The sequence below is a fragment of the Polynucleobacter sp. UB-Siik-W21 genome (genome assembly GCF_018687415.1).
Lineage (GTDB): Bacteria > Pseudomonadota > Gammaproteobacteria > Burkholderiales > Burkholderiaceae > Polynucleobacter.
In genome coordinates, this window is sequence record NZ_CP061289.1 from 868,584 (window position 1) to 889,675 (window position 21,092).

Annotated in this window: 22 protein-coding genes and 1 tRNA gene; 17 read left to right on the forward strand and 6 right to left on the reverse strand. The window is 46.3% G+C overall.

Going from position 1 to position 21,092, the window contains the following annotated elements; translation table 11 throughout:
* Positions 1 to 13: 13 nt before the first annotated feature.
* Complete coding sequence (rph, locus tag C2756_RS04505) at positions 14 to 754, reverse strand: ribonuclease PH (protein ID WP_215320361.1); 741 nt, start codon at positions 752 to 754, stop codon at positions 14 to 16.
* A gap of 42 nt (positions 755 to 796) precedes the next feature.
* On the opposite strand from rph, the gene C2756_RS04510 reads away from it, so the two are divergent.
* From C2756_RS04510 to C2756_RS04525, 4 genes are read left to right on the forward strand one after another with little or no spacing between them, the layout of a single operon-like run.
* Positions 797 to 1,726, forward strand: a complete 930-nt coding sequence (locus C2756_RS04510; RefSeq protein WP_215320363.1) for a YicC/YloC family endoribonuclease — start codon at positions 797 to 799, stop codon at positions 1,724 to 1,726.
* Positions 1,727 to 1,756: 30 nt separating this feature from the next.
* The gene (gene gmk / locus C2756_RS04515; protein WP_215320366.1) at positions 1,757 to 2,395 is read left to right on the forward strand and encodes a guanylate kinase; all 639 of its coding nucleotides are present in this window, start codon (positions 1,757 to 1,759) and stop codon (positions 2,393 to 2,395) included.
* Positions 2,396 to 2,439: 44 nt separating this feature from the next.
* Positions 2,440 to 2,643, forward strand: coding sequence for a DNA-directed RNA polymerase subunit omega (gene rpoZ, locus C2756_RS04520; protein WP_011902918.1), 204 nt, complete (start codon positions 2,440 to 2,442; stop codon positions 2,641 to 2,643).
* A gap of 15 nt (positions 2,644 to 2,658) precedes the next feature.
* Positions 2,659 to 5,073, forward strand: a complete 2,415-nt coding sequence (locus C2756_RS04525) for a bifunctional (p)ppGpp synthetase/guanosine-3',5'-bis(diphosphate) 3'-pyrophosphohydrolase (RefSeq protein ID WP_215320368.1) — start codon at positions 2,659 to 2,661, stop codon at positions 5,071 to 5,073.
* Positions 5,074 to 5,082: 9 nt separating this feature from the next.
* Here the strand turns inward: C2756_RS04525 and greB are convergent, their stop codons facing one another.
* A complete protein-coding gene (greB, locus tag C2756_RS04530) occupies positions 5,083 to 5,583 on the reverse strand; it encodes a transcription elongation factor GreB (RefSeq protein ID WP_215320369.1) in 501 nt (166 codons plus the stop codon).
* An 18-nt stretch (positions 5,584 to 5,601) separates the two neighbouring features.
* Between greB and C2756_RS04535 the strand changes: the two genes are divergently transcribed.
* The 8 genes from C2756_RS04535 (at position 5,602) to C2756_RS04570 (ending at position 13,611) form a co-directional block, all read left to right on the forward strand.
* Positions 5,602 to 5,678, forward strand: a tRNA-Arg gene (locus C2756_RS04535).
* Between the two features lie 90 nt (positions 5,679 to 5,768).
* Positions 5,769 to 6,959, forward strand: a complete 1,191-nt coding sequence (locus tag C2756_RS04540; RefSeq protein WP_215320371.1) for an ABC transporter permease — start codon at positions 5,769 to 5,771, stop codon at positions 6,957 to 6,959.
* On the forward strand, positions 6,959 to 7,744 hold the full coding sequence (locus tag C2756_RS04545) for an ABC transporter ATP-binding protein (protein ID WP_215320374.1): 786 nt from the start codon (positions 6,959 to 6,961) through the stop codon (positions 7,742 to 7,744). The genes C2756_RS04540 and C2756_RS04545 overlap by 1 nt, the downstream gene beginning before the upstream one ends.
* The gene (locus C2756_RS04550; protein WP_215320377.1) at positions 7,741 to 8,673 is read left to right on the forward strand and encodes an MlaD family protein; all 933 of its coding nucleotides are present in this window, start codon (positions 7,741 to 7,743) and stop codon (positions 8,671 to 8,673) included. Before C2756_RS04545 ends, C2756_RS04550 begins: the two co-directional genes overlap by 4 nt.
* Entirely contained in the window at positions 8,670 to 9,296 is a 627-nt protein-coding gene (locus tag C2756_RS04555; protein WP_215320379.1) for a membrane integrity-associated transporter subunit PqiC, read from the forward strand. Before C2756_RS04550 ends, C2756_RS04555 begins: the two co-directional genes overlap by 4 nt.
* 4 nt (positions 9,297 to 9,300) lie before the next feature.
* Positions 9,301 to 10,290 carry a tripartite tricarboxylate transporter substrate binding protein BugE gene (locus C2756_RS04560; RefSeq protein ID WP_251372118.1) on the forward strand — a complete coding sequence of 330 codons (990 nt, stop codon included), beginning with the start codon at positions 9,301 to 9,303 and terminating at the stop codon, positions 10,288 to 10,290.
* A gap of 55 nt (positions 10,291 to 10,345) precedes the next feature.
* Positions 10,346 to 11,131, forward strand: coding sequence for an SDR family oxidoreductase (locus C2756_RS04565; protein ID WP_215320382.1), 786 nt, complete (start codon positions 10,346 to 10,348; stop codon positions 11,129 to 11,131).
* Positions 11,132 to 11,139: 8 nt separating this feature from the next.
* Positions 11,140 to 13,611 carry an ABC transporter permease gene (locus C2756_RS04570; RefSeq protein ID WP_251372119.1) on the forward strand — a complete coding sequence of 824 codons (2,472 nt, stop codon included), beginning with the start codon at positions 11,140 to 11,142 and terminating at the stop codon, positions 13,609 to 13,611.
* Positions 13,612 to 13,617: 6 nt separating this feature from the next.
* Here the strand turns inward: C2756_RS04570 and C2756_RS04575 are convergent, their stop codons facing one another.
* Genes C2756_RS04575 through C2756_RS04590 form a run of 4 tightly spaced genes read right to left on the reverse strand, consistent with a single transcriptional unit; the run spans position 13,618 to position 15,835 of the window.
* A complete protein-coding gene (locus C2756_RS04575) occupies positions 13,618 to 14,154 on the reverse strand; it encodes an RDD family protein (protein ID WP_215320386.1) in 537 nt (178 codons plus the stop codon).
* 14 nt (positions 14,155 to 14,168) lie between these two features.
* Complete coding sequence (locus C2756_RS04580; RefSeq protein WP_215320388.1) at positions 14,169 to 14,783, reverse strand: DUF3106 domain-containing protein; 615 nt, start codon at positions 14,781 to 14,783, stop codon at positions 14,169 to 14,171.
* A gap of 24 nt (positions 14,784 to 14,807) precedes the next feature.
* Entirely contained in the window at positions 14,808 to 15,269 is a 462-nt protein-coding gene (locus C2756_RS04585; RefSeq protein ID WP_215320390.1) for a DUF3619 family protein, read from the reverse strand.
* Positions 15,266 to 15,835 carry an RNA polymerase sigma factor gene (locus C2756_RS04590; protein ID WP_215296941.1) on the reverse strand — a complete coding sequence of 190 codons (570 nt, stop codon included), beginning with the start codon at positions 15,833 to 15,835 and terminating at the stop codon, positions 15,266 to 15,268. Before C2756_RS04590 ends, C2756_RS04585 begins: the two co-directional genes overlap by 4 nt.
* Positions 15,836 to 16,027: 192 nt before the next feature.
* On the opposite strand from C2756_RS04590, the gene C2756_RS04595 reads away from it, so the two are divergent.
* Genes C2756_RS04595 through pssA form a run of 5 tightly spaced genes read left to right on the forward strand, consistent with a single transcriptional unit; the run spans position 16,028 to position 20,965 of the window.
* Entirely contained in the window at positions 16,028 to 17,815 is a 1,788-nt protein-coding gene (locus C2756_RS04595; RefSeq protein WP_215320392.1) for an acetolactate synthase 3 catalytic subunit, read from the forward strand.
* The gene (gene ilvN / locus C2756_RS04600; RefSeq protein ID WP_215296945.1) at positions 17,815 to 18,306 is read left to right on the forward strand and encodes an acetolactate synthase small subunit; all 492 of its coding nucleotides are present in this window, start codon (positions 17,815 to 17,817) and stop codon (positions 18,304 to 18,306) included. Before C2756_RS04595 ends, ilvN begins: the two co-directional genes overlap by 1 nt.
* A 55-nt stretch (positions 18,307 to 18,361) precedes the next feature.
* Entirely contained in the window at positions 18,362 to 19,378 is a 1,017-nt protein-coding gene (gene ilvC, locus C2756_RS04605; RefSeq protein ID WP_215296947.1) for a ketol-acid reductoisomerase, read from the forward strand.
* Between the two features lie 53 nt (positions 19,379 to 19,431).
* Positions 19,432 to 20,079 carry a phosphatidylserine decarboxylase gene (locus C2756_RS04610; RefSeq protein ID WP_215296948.1) on the forward strand — a complete coding sequence of 216 codons (648 nt, stop codon included), beginning with the start codon at positions 19,432 to 19,434 and terminating at the stop codon, positions 20,077 to 20,079.
* Between the two features lie 25 nt (positions 20,080 to 20,104).
* Positions 20,105 to 20,965, forward strand: coding sequence for a CDP-diacylglycerol--serine O-phosphatidyltransferase (gene pssA, locus C2756_RS04615; RefSeq protein ID WP_215320394.1), 861 nt, complete (start codon positions 20,105 to 20,107; stop codon positions 20,963 to 20,965).
* Positions 20,966 to 21,092 lie beyond the last annotated feature (127 nt).

Genomic DNA, 21,092 nt, shown 5'->3' on the forward strand with positions numbered 1-21,092 from the left:
GTTTATTCTCTATTCATTTCAATGCATCAATCTGTAATTGAGTCAGCTCTTGAATGCCTTGCTCCGCTAAATCTAATAGGGCAGTCAGTTCACTTCTAGAGAATGCTGCGCCCTCTGCAGTACCTTGTACCTCAATCATGCCGCCTTTACCGGTCATGACCACATTCATATCGGTATCACAAGAAGAATCCTCTGGGTAATCTAAATCCAAGACGGGAACGCCTTGATAGATGCCAACGGAAATTGCGGCTACGCTATCGATGATGGGGTCTTGAGTGAGTGCACCACTTTTGAGTAATTGATTGATGGCATCACGCGCAGCTACATAAGCGCCAGTGATAGAAGCGGTACGGGTACCACCATCGGCTTGCAAAACATCGCAATCTAAATGGATGGTACGTTCACCCAAGATTTCTAAATTAAAGATGCTGCGCATGGCGCGACCGATGAGACGCTGGATTTCTTGAGTACGACCCGATTGTTTGCCGCGGGCTGCTTCACGATCGCTGCGAGTATGAGTGGATCGAGGCAGCATGCCGTACTCTGCTGTGACCCAGCCTTCACCTGAGCCACGTTTGTGGGGCGGCACTTTATCGAGAATGCTGGCAGTACACAAAACCTTGGTATCACCAAAGGCAATCAGCACAGAACCTTCAGCATGCTTGGTAAAGCTTCTAGAGATCGTGACAGGGCGCAAGTCTTTGGGCTTACGCCCGCTGGGACGAGAGATATTGGCTGAATATGGGCTGCTCATGGGTTTGTCCTAAAGTGGCTATAAAGAATCTACAATGTCCATATGATATCGAGCATGACTGGTTATGGCAGCGCTTCTCGCCAAGTCTCCCTAGGGGCTGGCGTTGTGGCTGATCTGCAGGTGGAATGTCGGGCTGTAAACAGCCGCTTTCTGGATTTAGGCTTTCGTCTTCCGGATGAGTGCCGAGGAGCTGAACCTGCCTTACGTGAAATGGCGACCCATAGTCTTTCTCGGGGCAAGGTAGAGTTTCGGGCAGCATGGCGAGTCAATAGCGGTGCTGCTGGTGCGGCTAAGAGTAATCCTCATGCGCTAGGGGCGCTTCAGCAAGATCGCCTGGATGCACTCTACACCCTCCAAGAGAAAGCCCAGGAAGCATTTCCGAAAGCCCAAGAGCTTAGTATTGCCGAAGTCCTGCGCTGGCCAGGCATTGTTTCAGAGCCACGAGGTGAAGAAGAAGGTTGGATTGCTGCAACGGTGGAGGCGGGTCGTGCTGCCTTAGAGGCGCTGATAGAAAGTCGCAACTCTGAAGGTAAAGCGCTGGTTGGTGTGCTAACCAATATCACTAGCAAGATGCGCGAGATCGTGAAGGTAATTGAACCCAAGGTTCCAGAATACGTTTCTCAGTATCAAGAAAAGCTAACCGAACGCCTATCTGAAGCATTAGCTGCCCAAGAACAAGCTAAGTCTGGTACTGAGCTCATGGAGCGTATTCGACAAGAGGTCGTTCTCTATGCGGTGCGAATTGATATTGCTGAAGAGTTTGCAAGACTCAAGACTCATCTGCAAGCAGTTGATACTGCTTTGGCTGGTAAGGGTCCGGTTGGTAAGCGTTTGGATTTTCTGATGCAAGAACTTAATCGTGAGGCGAATACCTTAAGTTCTAAGTCTGTTTCGGAGGAATGTACCCAAGCTGCTTTAGAGCTCAAACTGTTGATTGAGCAAATGCGCGAGCAAGTGCAAAATCTAGAATAATGAATAATTCGTAATCCATACCATTGATTGATGACTAATTCTATTTTGACCCCTTCTTATCAAGGCAGCATGCTCATGATTGTTGCGCCCTCTGGCGCAGGCAAGTCATCTTTAGTAAATGCTCTACTAAAAGAAGATACAGGTCTCAAGCTTTCTTTATCCACTACAACCCGCGCACCAAGGCCTGGTGAAGTCGACGGTAAAGATTATCGATTTGCTACTAACGAAGAGTTCATTGCTGAAAGAGATCAAGGTCACTTTTTAGAATGGGCAGAAGTGCATGGCCATTTTTATGGAACTTCAAAACCTTGGATTGAATCTCAAATGCAAGCTGGTAGCGATGTCATGCTGGAGATTGATTGGCAGGGGGCGCAACAGATTCGAAAACTGATTCCCTCTGTACAGTGGATCTTTATTTTTCCGCCCTCGATAGAAGCTTTAGAAGAGCGTTTACGCAAAAGAGGGCAAGATGATGAAGCGACGATTCAGAGGCGTTTAGCAGCAGCGCATATAGAGCTAATACATGCCCACGAGGCAGATTACATTGTGGTGAATGATTCTTTTGACCAGGCCCTGATTGACCTAAAACATATTTTGGCCTCCAGTCGCCTTCGTTCTGGACCCAGTATGGCTCGAAATCCAGCTCTTTTAAGGCGCCTTGGGGTCTAATCAGTTATCCTATAGGTATTGAAGCTAAATTAAGTGAGTTCAGCATGGCCCGTATTACTGTAGAAGATTGCCTTAAAACCATTCCTAATCGTTTTGAACTGGTATTGGCTGCGACCTATCGCGCACGTCAATTAGTTCAAGGTCACTCCCCACGTGTTGAGTCCAGAGATAAAGCTACGGTTGTTGCTTTGCGTGAAGTAGCCGCTGGTGTAACTGACCGTGACATGTTGACCAAAGTTCCTTTGTAATAAAGGAGTTCCGGTGTGGAGCTCCCTTTAGGAACGACCAAGACATCGGAATTAGTAGGAGGGGTCTCGCCCAATGAGGTCTCCTTAGGGGTAGTGCAAACTGATCTTCCTGTAGATCTTTTAAGTACCCCATCAGATACACCCATTATTGCCAGCAATCAAAACGGTAAGAAGTCCGTTATAGCGAGTTTATTGGCGCAATCTAGCCGCCATTTATTCGGGCCTACTTCTGCACCGAGTCTTCCTCTAAAGCATCAAGTTGTATCGATTGAGGGTCTGCTCTCTAAGTTGAGTTATCTCAAGCCTGAAGAAATCACGCAAGTTAAAAAAGCCTTTCAGTTTTCTGATGCGGCTCACTTAGGTCAATACCGTCATAGTGGTGAGCCATACATTACTCATCCAGTAGCGGTAGCAGAGCTTTGTGCTACATGGCGTTTAGATGCGCCCTCGATCATGGCTGCGCTCTTGCATGATGTGATTGAAGATACGGGTAGTACTAAAGCAGATCTGGTGGAAAAGTTTGGCACCAAAGTTGCAGAGCTGGTTGAAGGTCTTACCAAACTCGATAAGCTCGAGTTTCAGAGTCATGCAGAAGCGCAAGCGGAGAGTTTCCGTAAAATGTTCATGGCGATGGCGCGCGATGTCCGTGTGATTTTGGTGAAGTTGGCCGACCGCACCCACAATATGCGCACCCTAGACGCTGTACCGATGGAAAAGCGCCGTAGGGTAGCCGCTGAGACCATTGAGATTTATGCGCCGATTGCTCACCGTCTTGGTTTAAATATTATCTATCGAGATTTGCAAGATCTTAGCTTTCGTTATTCCATGCCGATGCGCTTTCGTGTCATTGAGGGTGCTGTTAAACGTGCCCGAGGTAACCGTAAAGAAATGGTTGAAAAGATTTTGCAGACCTCTCGTATGGCTTTTGCAAAAGCAAACTTAGACGTTGATCTTCGAGGCCGTGAGAAGACTTTATATAGTATCTATAACAAGATGCGTAGTAAGCATGTGAGCTTCTCCCAAGTTTTAGATGTCTATGCATTCCGTGTCACTGTGAGCAGTATTGATGAGTGTTATCGTGCGCTCGGAATCCTACATTCGCTATATAAGCCCATGCCTGGCAAATTCAAGGATTACATTGCGATTCCAAAATTGAATGGCTATCAATCTTTGCATACCACCTTGCTCGGCCCATCTGGTGTACCGGTAGAGTTTCAGATACGTACAACCGATATGCATGCTGTAGCAGAAGCAGGTGTCGCGGCTCACTGGGCTTATAAAGATGGCTCTCCCGATATGAGCGAGGTACAAAATCGCGCTCACCAATGGTTACAGTCCCTGATTGATATTCAGGATAGTAGCGGCGACTCTCAAGAATTCTTAGAACACGTCAAGATTGATTTATTCCCTGATGCAGTTTATGTATTCACACCAAAAGGGCAAATTCGTGCGCTCCCGCGGGGTGCAACTGCCTTAGACTTTGCTTACTCTATTCATAGCGATGTAGGCAATACTTGTGTAGCAGTCAAAATCAATGGCTTGCAATTACCACTACGAAGTGAACTTAAGAATGGCGACATCATTGAGGTGGTGACCTCAGCCAATTCTCAACCTAATCCAGGTTGGTTAGCATTTGTTCGTACCGGTAAAGCGCGTGCTTCGATTCGCCATTCACTCAAAACTAAGCACTACTCAGAATCTCTCCAGTTGGGCGAAAGATTGCTTGCAAATAGTTTGCGTCAACAAGGAGTAGATGCTGGATTGCTGAGTCCTGAGGTTTGGGAGAAGCTCATGCATTGGACAGGCGATAAAACACGTGAGGAAGCCTGCGTCAATATTGCTTTGGGTCGTCGCTCGCCCCAAGAGCTGGCGATTCGTCTCAAAATTTTGGTGGATGACGAGGGTGGCGGCGAGCAGATGCGTCTTGGTGCGGTAGATTGGGTGGCCCCCCATCAAGAAACACACCATCATCAGCTTCAAGCAATCCTAGTCGATGGTCGCGAAGGTAACTCGATTAGTTTTCAATCCTGCTGCCATCCTATTCCTGGCGACAATATTATTGGTTACCTTGGCAAAGGCGAAGGTTTGCAAGTGCATATTAATGACTGTCCTATTGCCTTACGGATGTTATCTAAAGACGGTGATAAGTGGGTGGAAGTCGAGTGGAGTAAAGAACTCAATCGGGAGTTTGAAGTTGACTTAGCAATTGATACGCGCCAAGGTAAGGGGGTATTGGCCCGGGTGGCTAGTAGCGTGACTTCTGCAGATTCCAACATCATGAATGTATCTATGGATGATCGCTTCAAGGAAGACTCGGTCACCATTCGCTTTACGATCCAAGTTTATGATCGACTGCACTTATCTAAAGTCATGCGCAGTTTACGGGCTAATCCTGATGTCATGCGCGTTACCCGTACTCGCGCACTTTAAAAAGTTCACCTAGAGATATTGCACGTCTAGGATTTCTATTTCAGCATGACCATTAGGTGTTTGAATCGAGACACAGTCACCAAGCCTGGCTTTAATCAGTGCCTGAGCAATCGGCGAAACCCAACTGACATGATTTTTCTCTAAATCAACTTCATCAACACCAACGATGGTGATCGTAGTTTCTTTGCCGACATCTTTACCTTCCAGCGGTGAGTACGTCACGCTTGCTCCAAAGAAAATCTGTTCGGCATCCGCATCACCGGATTTTCGAGCAGAATTGTCGACTACTACGGCAAATTCAAGCCGTTTGTTTAAGAAACGAATCCGCCGATCGATCTCCCGTAGTCGCTTTTTTCCATAGATATAGTCCCCGTTTTCTGAGCGGTCGCCGTTACTTGCTGCCCAGTGGACCACCTTAACAACCTCCGGCCTATCAAGGTTTAAGAGCTGCAATAGCTCGGCTTTGATCCGCTCGTGACCGGCTGGGGTAATGTAGTTCTTCTCTTCCATGGCATAATTATGGCTGTTGCGGCTGTAGCTCAGCTGGATAGAGTACTTGGCTACGAACCAAGGGGTCGTGGGTTCAATTCCTGCCAGCCGCACCACCTCATATAGGGGCCTAGTTGAAAAACTGGGCCCTTTTTCATTTTGGCGCAATTCACAAAGCTTTCCTCTAGATACCTTATAGTCTCTAAATGAGCGTTTCTGACACTATTTCCACTGTTTCTGTAGCATCCAGCACTCCAGTGGCAGTCTGGTCACAAATTGATTCTTCTTGTGCCAAGATTGTGCTTAGTGGCATAGTCAATGTCTATAGCTTAGGTGGTGTATGGACTCAGATGCGCTCGGCGCAAAACGCTTGGTTAGCGCAAATCTCTCCAGCCAATATCAAAACGGCAACATTGACCTTTGATGCATCACAAGTCATCTCATTAGATGGTGCGGGCATTGCTTTTTTGATTGGAATTGAAGAGGCGCAACAAAAAGCCGGTGCACAGTTTGATTTAGTCGGATTAGACTCTCGTTACCAACCCCTGCTCAATGAGTTTGATCCGATCTCTCATTTATTTCCAGTTCCAGTAGTTAAGCCAAAACGAAGTTTCATTGTTAGCACTGGTGTAGCTGCACATAATATTATTGATGATGCACGTGGGCTTATCACGTTTACCGGTCACCTTGCTGCTGATTTGGTTTGGTCCATACGTCATATCAAACAAGTGCGCTGGGGCGATTTTGTAAATGCTGCTGTTGAGGCGGGTGTTGCTGCGCTACCTATTGTGGGGCTGGTGGCCTTCCTGATTGGTGTCATCCTTTCTTTTCAGGCTGCGATTGGCATGGAGCAGTTTGGCGCCACCTCTTTTGTAGGTCCCTTGGCGGCATTAGGAATCGTCCGTGAAATGGGTCCTTTAATCACCGCAATCTTGTTAGCAGGTCGATCCTCTGCAGCATTTGCTGCTGAGATTGGCACGATGACAGTCAATAGCGAAGTCGATGCTTTGGTATCGGGTGGACTCAGTCCAATTCGTTTCTTGGTAGTTCCAAGAGTACTCGCTGGTATTTTAGTCGCGCCGATATTGACACTCTTTGCCGATATCGTGAGCATCTTTGCGTCGATGTTAACGATGTTGATATATGGCATCCCCTTTATTAATTTTTATAATGGCATGTTGAGCGCCATTGATGTAGAAGATATTCTTTCAGGACTGATTAAGGCTACTTTATTTGGTGTGGTGGTCTCTGCGATGGGATGTCTGAGGGGCATGCAAACAGGCACTGGTGCAGCAGCAGTTGGTATCTCAGCCACGCGCGCGGTAGTGAGTAGTATTGTGATGATCGTCTTGGTTGACGGTATTTTTGCTTTTATCTCGTATAAGACAGGTTTCTGATGAACGCACCAGCGACCACTTCAAAGAGCTCTTATGCTATTGATGTCCAAAACCTGACCGTCGGCTATGGCTCTAATGTATTAATGAAAGATCTCAACTTCACCGTGAATAACGGCGAGATTTTTGTGATTTTGGGTGGCTCAGGCTGCGGCAAATCTAGTCTTCTTAAGAATCTCTTTGGTTTATATCAGCCCTTGTCAGGTGACGTGTTGATTGAAGGGCAAAATATCACTGCAGCGCAGGGTGCTGATCGCCAAAAAATCATGACGAGCTTTGGGGTGATGTATCAACAAGGCGCTTTATTTGGTTCGATGAACCTGCTTGATAACGTCACATTATTCATGCAGGAATATACCCAATTAACGCAAGACCAAATGAATCTTTTGGCGCGGTGTAAATTAGATCTGGTTGGATTGCTGCCTTATGAGACTTACATGCCTAGCGAGATTAGTGGCGGTATGCAAAAGCGAGCAGCGATCGCGCGAGCCATGGCACTTGATCCTAAGATACTTTTTTTGGATGAGCCATCAGCCGGTCTCGATCCAATTACTTCGGCGGATTTAGATCAAACTATTATGGATCTATCTAAAAACCTTGGCATTACCTTTGTTATCGTATCGCATGAATTGGCTAGTATTTATGCCATTGCAGATAAGGTGATCATGCTGGATAAAGCCGCGAAAGGCATCATTGCCGAAGGTGACCCAAAAGTATTACGTGATACCAGCACCGATCCTCGCGTGCATCAATTCTTTAATCGCATTACGACTAAGGACGCAGCATGAGTAATAACTCCAATCCTAATTATTTCCGCTTAGGCGTTTTTGTGCTTGGCGCCATCGGCGTGCTCCTCACCGTGATTTTGATTTTTGGTTCAGGCCAAATTTTCAAAAAGTCTTTCACCATTGAGACTTATATTAAACAGTCGGTAACAGGTCTGGATACTGGTGCTCCAGTGAGATTTAGAGGGGTTAAGATCGGCCAGGTTACTTTTATTGGTTTATCTGGGGATCTTTACGAAAAGGAAGTGCCTTTTCATGATCGCCTGCAATATGTCGTCGTCCGCATGCAGATCTTTGGTGAAATGGTCAACGAGGATCTGATTAAGGAGTTTGTCAAAAACAGTTTACGTGCCCAGGTAAAGTCGCAAGGCATTACTGGTGTGAACTACATTGAATTTAATTTCACACCAAACGTAGACACATTCCCGCCTTTGCCTTACAAATGGAAGCCAGAGTATCCTGTGATTCCTTCCTTGCCTAATCAGGCAGATCAAATCATTGGCGGTATTCAAAGGCTGATTGATGCCATGAACCAGATCAATATTGATGGTACACAACAAAAATTTGACGCTCTGTTAGGTAATCTCAATACATTAATGGCGGGTGACGGTAAAGACAATCAAGGATTAGTCCGCTCTGTGAAAGACATGAACGTGATCCTTGAGCGGATTGCTAAGGTGACCGATAAGGATGAGCTTAATATCCTCATGCGTGAGTTAGTGGGAACCATGGTTGCCTTACGCCAAACAGTTACCAGCATGCAGGGTGATACGCAATTGACTATTGAGAATCTCAAGCAGACTAGCGAGCAGCTAAATGAGTTTTCTCGCATTGCCAGTCAATCACCGTCAAGCTTGATATGGGGCGAGCCTCCCGCAAAAATTTCCTTACCCATGAATGGGACTCAAGGCCAGTCTGGAGTTCAAAAATGATGAAGCGCATTTTTCTGATTGCTGTTGCCCTTAGCCTAACTGCTTGTTCTTTACCAAGTAGGGCTCCTGTCACTCCCACTAGCTGGATGGTTTCGCCCGAGAGAACTGGTGTACCACGTCAGGCTAGAACAGATTTTTGGCTTAAAGTAGGGGCAGTCTCTGTTGCTGCTCCATATGATGGCAAGTCTTTGGTTTATCGTTTGGGTGATCAGCGCTATGAGAAAGATTTTTACAATACTTACTCAACCATTCCATCGGAGATGATTGGTAATGCCGAACGTCAATGGCTTAACAATGCCAATATTTTTGCTGCAGCAGTAGGACAGGGCAATAGTTTTTTCCCGTACTACACATTACAAACGAGTGTGAACGAGTTTTATGGCGACTATCGTGTAAGACCTGAAGCAGTAGTTAGCGTGGAATTCTTTTTGACTGTAATCAATGGCAGTAAAACCAATCCCTTGATTGGTGCAAATCGCTACACCAAGCGCATTCCTCTCAAAGACAATACTCCTGAAGCGCTTGTATTGGGTCAGCAACAAGCCCTTGCTGAAATTTTCAAACAGTACGAAGAACAGCTCTATCAATATGCTGGCAAGCTACCGAAACCGATAGGACAGTAAGTTAATGAAATTCATCCCGTTGAGAGTCATACTGCAAAACGTCTTTGCAGCTTTATTTTTTAGCTTGTGCTTATTTTCAGGTGCTCAAGCACAAACTTTCCCTAATAAGCCAATACGCCTGATAGTTCCTTTCGCTCCAGGTGGCAGTACCGACATCATTGCGCGTGCAGTCGGTGATGCGCTGGGTCGTCAATTAGGTCAGCCGGTGATTGTCGAGAACAAAGCCGGTGGCGGAGGATCTGTAGGCGCGCTTGAAGTCATGCGCGCACCCAAGGATGGTTATACCATCGGCATGGCAACGGTATCTACTACTGCAGCTAATCCAGCGATTAATTCTAGGATTGGTTACGACCCCATTACCGATTTCACCGCTATAAGTAATATTGCAGCGACACCGAACATCATTGCCGTGAATCCAGCTTTTCCTGCTAAAGACTTCAAGACTTTTATGGAGGTCTTAAAAGCAAACCCTGGTAAGTATTCTTATTCGAGTTCTGGTACGGGCGGGATTGGTCATCTGCAAACAGAATTATTTAAAAGCTTAACGGGCGTGTTTATTGTTCACATCCCCTATCGTGGGGCAGGTCCCGCATTAGCAGACACCGTGGGTGGTCAAGTCTCCATGATTTTTGATAACTTACCATCCTCTTTGCCTTTCATTAAGGATAGCAAGCTAGTGCCAATTGTGATTGCTGCTCCAAAGCGCTTGGCGCAATTACCTCATGTGCCAACGTTCTCTGAAGTAGGTTTGGCGCCAGTAAACCGCATGGCATATTACGGATTGTTGGGTCCGGCAGGCATTTCGAAGGATGTGGTGGATAAGTATTACGCTGCCCTTAAAGTGGTCACTGCCGATCCAGCAGTTAAAAAGCGCATTGAGGATACTGGCTCTATCATTAACGTTAACGGGCCGGAAGCTTTTGCCAAAGAAATGAAGGCGGAATACACCGTATACAAAGAAGTAGTTGCAAAACAAAAACTGACTTTAGACTAAGATTTGAATTAACGCATTAAATAGAACTTTATAGAACAAAATAGGTGGGGACAGTATGGATTTAGGGATCAAAGGTAAGGTTGCTTTAGTCATGGCTTCAAGCCGCGGACTGGGTCAAGCGATGGCAGTTTCACTTGCGCGCGAAGGTGTGAAGGTTGCTGTGACAGGCCGCAGTCCGGAGGGATTGCAAAAGTCCGTTGAGCTGATTGAGGCAGCTGGCGGCATTGCTCTAGCACTCCATTGGGACTTGTCAGACTCTTCTGTGATTGATAGCTTGGTCACTAGGGTTGAGAAGGAACTTGGCCCGATTGATATCTTAATTAATAACACTGGCGGACCTCCACCTACGCCCGCTGCTGGACAAGACCCAGCACTGTGGCAAAAGAGTTTTAACGATATGGTGCTGTCATTAATTGCTATTACTGATCGTGTTTTGCCTGGCATGCGTGAGCGTAAATGGGGTCGCATTATCACGAGTACTACCTCTGGGGCAATTGCCCCCATTAAAAACCTCGCAATCTCAAACACCTTAAGAGCTGCCTTATTGGCATGGTCTAAAACCTTGGCCGCTGAAGTAGCCAATGAGGGCATCACCGTCAATGTCATCATGCCTGGACGAGTTGCAACAGATCGTTTGCGTCAATTAGATGAGGCTAGAGCAAAACGTGAAGGTATTGCTTATGAAGAAGTTGTCAAAGCGAGTTTGCGCCAAATTCCGATGGGTCGTTATGGTGATCCAAAAGAGTACGGTGACGCCGCAGCGTTTTTAGCTAGCGAAAATGCTTCCTTTATTACTGGCACTGTCATGCGGATTGATGGCGGCCAGATTCAGGCAGTTTGATTTATTTTTTGACTAGCTTCTTACGGGGCATTCGACAAGACCTTCGCTCAAAAGAGCTGAAGTGGTTATTAGTAGCGCTCATTATTTCTGTGAGTGCTTTAACCAGCGTTAGCTTTTTAGCAGATCGGATGCATCGCGCATTTGAATTTGATGCGCGCCAGCTCTTAGCCTCTGACTTGCTCATTGCTGCTGATCAACCTTTGCCGGCGCAATTGATAGAAGAGGCGCAAAGTCGGCAACTGCGCATTGCTCAGACAGTAGTATTCCCAAGCATGGCAACTGCCGGTGAGCATAGTAAGTTAGCCTCTCTCAAAGCAGTCAGTCCAGAATACCCATTGCGTGGTTCCTTGCAAGTGGAGCAAGTCAATTCTCAAGCTCCGACTTTAAGTCCAGTAAGTGGCACTGTTTTTGTAGAGCCAGCGTTATTAACGAATCTACATACCAAAGTGGGTGATTCACTGCGCTTAGGTGATCGTCAGTTTCTGATTTCCGGAGTGTTAACGCGAGAATTGGATCGCGGTGCAGCGTTTATGAATTTTGCACCACGCGTGATGATGAGTTTAGATGACCTTAAGTCAACCGGTTTAATTAGTTTAGGTAGTCGAGTGACTTATCGATTGTTGTTAGCCGGATCCGATAATCAAATCGCCGCTTACCAACAGTGGGCTAACCGATATATCGAAACACAAAATTTTCGCGGTCTGAGAATTGAAACTTTAGAAAACGCGCAACCTACCATGCGCAAAACTCTAGAGAAAGCCGAGCAATTTTTATCTTTAATTGCTTTACTAACCGCCATGATTGCAGCTGTCGCCATTGGATTATCAGCAAGGCGTTATATGGTCGGTCAGGCAGATGCTTGTGCAGCCTTAAAGTGCTTTGGTGCAACTAGGGCTGTCATCCTTAAAAAACAAATCAAGACTCTGCTAACGCTGGGTGTGGTTGCGGCAATTGTGGGTTCTACGCTCGGCTATCTTGTGCAAGAAATACTTACCGGTTTATTAGGTAATTTGCTTTTGGGTAATTTGCCGTCGATTTCAATCGGACCTATTTTATGGAGCATCCTATTTACTTGGGTTCTATTATTTGGGTTTGCGGGGCCGCCATTGCTGGGCCTAGCGAACGTCTCGCCCATGCGATTGATCCGAAAAGAGTTTGAGCTAGCCACGCTAGCTACTGCTTGGGTCGCTTTATTAGCAATTACCACCTGCGCTTTTTTAATTTGGGTTGCTGCACGAGATTGGAAGTTGGCACTTTGGGTTGGACTAAGTTTTGCGGGAGCAATTGTGATTTTCTCTGCTGCTGCTCGCGGAGTACTTTGGCTTTTATCCATAGTCAACCCGCAAAACTTCGCACTGCGATTCACAATCACAGCTATGGGACGTAGAGCGGGATTTGCAGTGATGCAGATTACCGCCTTGGGTATCGCTATGATGGCCATTCTCATGATTCTCTTGTTGCGGCAGGATTTATTAAATGCTTGGCAAGGCAATATCCCAGTTGATGCGCCAAACCGGTTCATGATCAATATTCAGGGTGATCAAAAGGTAGGTATTACTCAGACACTTGAAGCGGGCGGAGTATCTAAACCGGATTTTTCTCCGATGGTGAGAGGGCGCTTGGTTGAGCTTAATGGCCGAGATATTTCTTCGGCAGATTATTCGGAAGAAAATGCCAAGCGCTTGATTGATCGTGAATTTAATCTTTCGTATACGGAGCAATTGCCTCTAGGTAATCGAATCGTCTCTGGCAAATGGATTTCTGGAGATAGTCCACAAGTATCGATAGAGACCGGCATTGCAAAGACACTCAAGCTAAAGCTAGGTGACCAAATGACCTTCGAAGTAGCTGGTGAAAAGATCAGCGCTCCCATTACCTCGTTGCGTAAACTCGATTGGGGATCAATGCGAGTGAACTTCTTTGTGATCATGCCGCCTTCTCAACTCAGTGCTTTGCCACAATCTTGGATTACTTCATATTATCAAAATCCCAATAAAGAGACGCTTGATTTTCAATTGAGTCAGGCTTATCCGAATTTGACTCTGGTGGATGTATCAGCTTCATTGAAGCAGATACAAGATGTGCTCAATAAATTATCTGCTGCCTTAGGTTTATTATTTGCTTTCACCATCGTTGCCGCTATTTTGGTTTTGATTGCCGCGATTGCAGCAACGCAAGATGAACGCTATCGAAATGCCGCATTACTGAAGGCCATGGGCGCATCACGTGCAGTGCTGACACAGATCGCCAGAATTGAATTACTGGTGATTGGTTTTACTGCTGGTCTTTTAGCTGGCATTGCCGCGGGACTGGCTGCTTGGGCACTAGGACGCTTTGTTATGGAAATTGAATTTAATGCATTTGCTCAAGCGATACTGATGGGCGTGGCCTTTGGCGTAATAGCCTCTATGGCTGCGGGCTATCGCTTTCAGAATCGTATTCAAGGCGCTACTGCGATCGAGTGTCTGCGAGAAGCCTAGTAGTCTTTAGGTCAGAGTTACCAAGTTCTTTGGAAGCTCTACCAGTTTTGAGCCTGCAAGCCGATCCGGAAAGCTTTGGCGCAGACTAGGTTCACGGCGATCAACATAAATGCTGAGTGGCCATATAAAAAGAGCGACGGTAAACAGCATTTCAATAATTTGCCATTTCTCTAGATGAAGCATCCATTGCAATACGACACAAGGAATAATCCAGAGCGAGCCATAAATGTAGCGCCATAATGCTTGCCGCTTCGTCAAAGCAAAGCCGCCGTTACCGATCATCCGGATACGCCAGGTTTGCATCGCCAGAGTTTGGCCAGTCTTAGTCCAATACCAAACAAAATAGATTCCAAGAACGGCATACAGGTAGAGAAATGTTAGCCAACTTGGTAAGGAAACGCCAAACATGATTCCTAGACCTAAGTTAGGTAATAGAAAGGTCAGAGCAATCACACCCAGTAATACGAGTTGCTCATAGAGGCAACAAGAAACGCGCCGCCAAAAATGAGGCGAGGGTAAAACATTTAATTCTGCAGGTGTCATACAGCCGTAATCAGTTATTGGGGCTCTGTGCCAGCAGGCGCAGAACTCTCTTCAGTGGGAATAGCTGCTCTGGGCTTTGCTGCTGGGGGAGGAGGCGTGGTGTCTTGCTTGATGGTGTGTTGCTGAAGGGTAGGAGCATTAATAAGTTTCGGTTTTTTCTTGGTCTCCATTTCAGCCAATTTTTTCTTCTGTTCGTCACTCAGCTTTTGATAGGCACTCCATGCCTCTGCTTTTCTCTCAGCTGGAAACTTCAGGCTAGCCAAATAGTTTTCACGTGCTATACGCCGATCCTTTTGCGATAAGTTTGACCAGCTAGTCATCCGAGACTGGAGTCGCTCTTGGTCCTGCGCGCTCATTTTGGGATAAATGTTAGAAACATAAATCCATTTCTTACGGCTATCGGGAAGCATGTAATCCCAATCGCTTTCGAGTGGCGCTAGGATTTTTTGCTGGGTGGGATTTAATCCATCCCATGTGCCATCAGGCTTTTTAGCTTGTATAGCTGTCGTTTTGCCATGAGGCGCGCCGCTAGAGGTTTGGGCAAAGGTTGTAGATGTGCTGAGAAGCAGGCCGAAGGCTGCAAGAACCACCAAGGCGTTGCCAGTAATTGACTTCAATGGATGACGCATCGAGCGTAACTAATGAGCGACGAGTTATTTACTTGAAGATAATTGAGAGGCACTGTCTTCAGAATCGGACAATGGTCCATTCTTGAGGAAAGCTAAAAAGCCACTATCAGCGTAAGCGTCTGGTGGAACATCATCCGTCAGCAGTGCCGCATCTACTTCAGCAATATCAGTAATCCGGGAATCGTTTTGCCATTGGGCAATGCCGATCAGACCAAAGATGAGGACCAGCATAGGGGCAGCCCAACTCACGGTATCCCACATGCCATTGGAGCTGGATGAGAAGTTGCCAGCAATACCAGCGAATACCGGTTTTTGAACACGAACCTTTTCAGCCTTGCGCATAGACAAGGCTTTCATGCGAGCTGCATGAAGACGATCTTTAATGCCAGTAGGCAGGCTTTGAGCCCCTTGGGTTAAAAGGGCAGCACTGGCCCGGCCAAATTGGTCGGCTTGGGTCTGGTTTAGGGCTTCGTCAAGGTGTTTCACAGGGTAATTCCTTTTAATTTCAATGCTTTAGCTAAGGTTTGTGTTGCTCTAGAACAATGCGTTTTGACGCTGCCTTCGCTACAACTCATCGCTTTGGCAGTTTCAGTAATACTTAGCTCATCCCAATAACGCATCAGGAAGGCTTCTCGTTGACGTACAGGTAATTTAGCAATTTCTGACTCCAAAGCCTGTAAAAGCTGACTCTGTTCTAGTTTTTGAGCCCCATCTTGGTGAATTTCGCTGTCGTCAGGAGCAGAAAGGGACTCTAAAGGGTCAAAATCATCGTTTTCATCTGTTTTTTTGCCCATATTGGAAAACAGGGTGACCCAGGTATTGCGAACCTTTTGGCGTCGAAACCAGTCATGAATCCGATTTTGCAAGATTCTAGTAAAAACCAGCGGTAGTTCTGCAGCAGGTCTATCACCATATTTTTCAGCTAGCTTGATCATGGCATCCTGAACAATATCTAAAGCGGCATCGTCATCACGCACGGCATATACCGCTTGCTTGAAGGCGCGCTGTTCGATGCTACTTAGAAAGTCAGATAGTTCTTGGGCTGATGCCATGCAATCGATTACACCTGAATCGGTAAGAATTGAGCCATTTTAGGGGATTGCTATAGAATATAGGGCTTACTACCTAGATTCTCATTCAAGAAGTGGTTATTCCGGTAGCAGCGCCGTTCGAACTCAGGCCATAAGCAGGAGACAGAACAGACCAAACAATTTTTTGCCGAAAATTGCAAAGGACGAAAGAAAATGAATACAAGCAGCGCCGAATTTTTAGCTACGAAAGCTAATAAAGACTCAATCAATACAAATCCCGTAGTAGCGCCTCCAGAAATGATTGGTGCTGAAATGCTCGTGCAAGCACTGCACAAAGAGGGCGTTGAATATGTTTGGGGGTACCCAGGCGGTTCCGTTCTCTTCATCTACGATGAAATTTTTAAACAAGATAAGTTTGAGCACATCTTGGTTCGTCATGAACAAGCAGCTATTCATGCAGCCGATGGCTATGCTCGCGCAACCGGTAAGGTTGGTGTTGCCTTAGTCACTTCCGGTCCAGGTGTGACGAATGCGGTGACAGGTATCGCAACTGCGTACACTGATTCGATCCCGATGGTCATCATCAGCGGTAACGTGCCAACTTACGCCATTGGTGAAGACGCTTTCCAAGAGGCGGATACGGTTGGCATTACTCGTCCAATCGTTAAACATAACTTCCTCGTGAAGGATGTAAAAGATTTGCCGCTCGTATTAAAGAAGGCATTTCACATTGCACAAACGGGTCGCCCAGGTCCTGTCTTGATCGATATTCCTAAGGATGTATCTGCAGCCAAAGGCTCCTTTACCTATCCAGAAACTTTGGAGATGCGTTCTTACAACCCTGTGGTCAAAGGGCATAGCGGACAAATCCGCAAAGCAATTGCACTCTTGCAAGAAGCCGAGCGCCCTTACATCTATACCGGTGGCGGCATCATTTTGGCTGATGCAGCCCCTGAACTGAAAGAGTTTGCTGACTTATTAGGCTACCCCGTAACCAATACCTTGATGGGCCTTGGCGGCTTTCCTGGTACTAGCCCACAATTTGTTGGCATGCTCGGTATGCATGGAACTTACGAAGCCAATATGGCGATGCAACACAGCGATGTGTTGATTGCGATTGGTGCGCGATTTGACGACCGCGTGATTGGTAACACGCAACACTTTGCCAGTCACCCACGCAAAATTATTCATATCGATATCGATCCTTCCGTCATTTCTAAGCGCGTAAAAGTGGATGTGCCGATTGTTGGCAATCTCAAAGAAGTATTAGTAGAGATGACTGCGCAATTAAAAGTTTCTGGTCCACGCAAGAACGGCGACAAAGTTGCTGCTTGGTGGGATCAAATTAACGAATGGCGCAAAAAAGACTGCTTGAAGTACGACGAAGCCTCACAAATTGTGAAACCTCAGTATGTAGTTCAAAAACTTTGGGAGCTCACTGGTGGGGATGCGTTCATTACCTCTGACGTTGGTCAGCATCAAATGTGGGCCGCTCAGTTTTATAAGTTTGATCAGCCACGTCGTTGGATTAACTCAGGTGGATTAGGCACTATGGGTGTAGGCTTGCCTTATGCCATGGGCATCAAGAAGGCATTTCCTGAGAAGGATGTCTTTGCTATTACTGGCGAGGGTTCCATTCAGATGTGTATTCAGGAGCTTTCAACCTGCAAGCAATACAACACGCCAGTGAAGATAGTGTCCTTGAACAATCGTTATTTAGGTATGGTGCGTCAGTGGCAAGAGCTTACCTATAACAAGCGCTATTCGAGCTCATATATGGATTCTTTGCCTGACTTTGTGAAATTGGCTGAGGCTTATGGTCACATTGGTATGCGGATTGAGAAGAAATCTGATGTTGAGGGCGCGCTAAAAGAAGCCATTCGTTTAAAGGATCGCACTGTGTTTATGGATTTCCAGACTGACCCAGAAGAAAACGTTTGGCCAATGGTTCAGGCGGGCAAGGGTATTACTGAAATGCTCTTGGGTAGTGAGGAACTCTAATGCGCCACATTATTTCTATCTTGATTGAGAATGAGCCGGGTGCATTGTCACGGGTTGTAGGTTTGTTTTCTGCGCGTGGTTACAACATTGACTCCTTAAGTGTTGCGCCAACAGAAGATCCATCGCTTTCACGCATGACGATTGTGACCTTTGGTTCTGATGATGTCATTGAGCAAATCACCAAACACTTAAACCGTTTGGTTGAGGTAGTGAAGGTGTTTGATTTAAGCGAAGGCCCTCATATTGAGCGTGAACTTATGATGATTAAAGTTCGCGCAGTTGGTAAAGAGCGCGAAGAGCTTAAGCGCACTACTGACATCTTCCGGGGACGCATCATTGATGTCACCGATAAGAGCTACACCATTGAGCTCACTGGTGATAGTGCTAAGTTGGATGCATTTATTGACTCGATCGATCGTGTTTCAATTTTGGAAACAGTTCGCTCTGGCGGATCCGGAATTGGTCGCGGTGAGCGCATCTTGAAGGTTTAATTTTTTTAACTGATTTATTAATCTAATAACGATATTTTCAACACAAGGAAAGAGCATGAAAGTTTTTTACGATAAAGACGCAGATTTGTCCCTCATTAAGGGCAAAAAAGTCACCATCATTGGCTACGGTTCACAGGGCCACGCACATGCATTGAATCTCAAAGACTCTGGTGTGAACGTGACTGTTGGTTTGCGTAAGAACGGTGCCTCATGGAGCAAAGCTGCAAACGCAGGTTTGACTGTTAAAGAAGTTGCCGATGCTGTAAAAGATGCTGATGTAGTAATGATGTTGTTGCCTGATGAGCAAATTGCTGATGTTTACAGCAAAGAGGTGCACGGCAATATTAAGCAGGGCGCTGCTCTTGCTTTTGCACACGGCTTTAACGTGCACTACGGTCAAGTTCAGCCACGCGCTGACTTGGATGTGATCATGATTGCTCCTAAAGCCCCGGGTCATACAGTACGTGGCACCTATTCACAAGGCGGTGGTGTTCCCCATTTGATCGCTGTTTATCAAGATAAATCTGGTTCTGCTCGCGATGTTGCTTTGTCCTATGCAACTGCAAACGGTGGTGGTCGTGCCGGCATCATTGAAACTAATTTCCGTGAAGAAACAGAAACCGACTTGTTTGGTGAGCAAGCTGTTCTCTGTGGCGGCGCCGTGGAGTTGATCAAGGCAGGATATGAAACTTTAGTTGAAGCTGGCTATGCACCTGAGATGGCTTACTTTGAGTGCTTACATGAGCTCAAGTTGATTGTGGACTTAATCTACGAGGGTGGCATCGCCAATATGAACTACTCCATCTCTAACAATGCTGAGTATGGTGAGTACGTTACTGGTCCACGCGTTGTGACTGAAGATACGAAGAATGCCATGCGTCAGTGCTTGAAAGATATTCAGACTGGTGAATATGCAAAGAGCTTCATCCTTGAAAACAAGGCGGGTGCTCCAACATTAATCTCACGTCGTCGTTTGAATGCAGAGCATGAGATAGAAGTGGTTGGTGCAAAACTGCGTGCCATGATGCCTTGGATTGCAAAGAACAAATTAGTTGATCAAACTAAAAACTAATAAAGCGCTAAGCATTTCATTTATAGCGGTAACCTAAAAGGCTCAGAACAAAGATGATGTATCCACACCCCATTATTGCAAAAGAAGGTTGGCCCTATTTGGCGCTAGTGGGGATAGTGACTTTGTTAGTCCACCACTTTGGTGGCATTGCATGGTCCTGGCCTTTATGGATCATTTTTGTTTTTGTTCTGCAGTTTTTTCGTGACCCGCAGCGTATTCCTGCTTTAGGGCGCGATCTCGTTTTATCTCCAGCTGATGGGCGTATCGTTGTGGTTGAAACTGCAAACGATCCTTATGCTGGTCGCGAAGCCCTCAAAATCAGTGTCTTCATGAATGTGTTTAATGTTCACTCGAACCGCAGCGCTGTCAGTGGCACAGTAAAAGAAATTCAATATTTCCCAGGCAAATTTGTCAATGCAGATTTAGATAAGGCCTCTACGGAGAATGAGCGTAATGCAGTTGTGATTGATGCCAATGGTCAAACGATTACATTGGTTCAGGTTGCTGGCCTCATTGCGCGCCGTATTCTTTGCTACATCCATGTGGGCGATCGCTTAAAAGCAGGTGAGCGTTATGGCTTTATCCGTTTTGGATCTCGTGTAGACGTGTATTTACCCTTAACGGCAGAACCTTTGGTGTCTGTTGGTGATAAAGTCTTTGCAACCAACACTGCTTTGGCACGAGTGCCAGGCTTAGATTGATTCGCATCTTTTACCAGGATATTCTTTGAGTACATTTCGCCGTCGTGGTCGCATTGATCGTAGTCGCCTCTCCAATAAACGTACAGATTCCACTCCAGAAGAGTGGGTTGACACTTTAGGTGATGGGGTTGATTACGAAGTAGAGGAATTACACGAAAAGCCTCGCCCTCGCGGCAAGGGCATCTATTTATTGCCGAATGCCTTCACTACGGCGGCTTTATTCAGTGGTTTCTTCGCAATTGTGAATGCGATGAACGATCAGTTTCAGGTTGCTGCGATCGCCATTTTTGCTTCCCTAGTATTGGACGGTATGGATGGACGCGTAGCGCGAATGACCAATACCCAAAGTGCATTCGGTGAACAATATGATTCCCTCGCAGATATGGTGTCCTTCGGTGTTGCGCCTGCCTTGGTTGCATATGAGTGGGCTCTGAAAGATTTAGGTAAGTGGGGTTGGTTAGCAGCGTTTACCTATTGTGCAGGCGCTGCCTTGCGTTTGGCCCGTTTCAATGTCAACACTGCAGTAGTTGATAAGAAGTTTTTTCAAGGCTTACCAAGTCCTGCGGCCGGTTCTCTGATTGCTGGCTTTATTTGGCTCGCTGACGATAACAAGATTCCGGTACGCGACACTGCAATTCCTTGGATTACCTTTTTGATCGCGGTGTATGCAGGCTTAACCATGGTCTCTAATGCCCGCTTCTATAGCGGTAAGGCTTTAGATGTGCGCTATCGCGTGCCCTTTGGCGTCATGGTTCTGATGATCTTGACCTTCGTATTGATCTCTTCCAACCCACCTTTGACCCTATTTGGTTTATTTGTGGTGTATTCCATCTCGGGATATGTCATTTGGGCCTGGGAACGTCTTAGCGGCAAGCGTTTTAGCTAATTCCCTATTTTTGGGGTATATTAATTCCATGTTGATGAAATTCTCACCTTTAACCAGCCTTTTACTGCTAGCACTGAGCCTTAAGCTTGGGGCGGGTAAGGCCTGAGTTGATGAGATAGAAAAAATT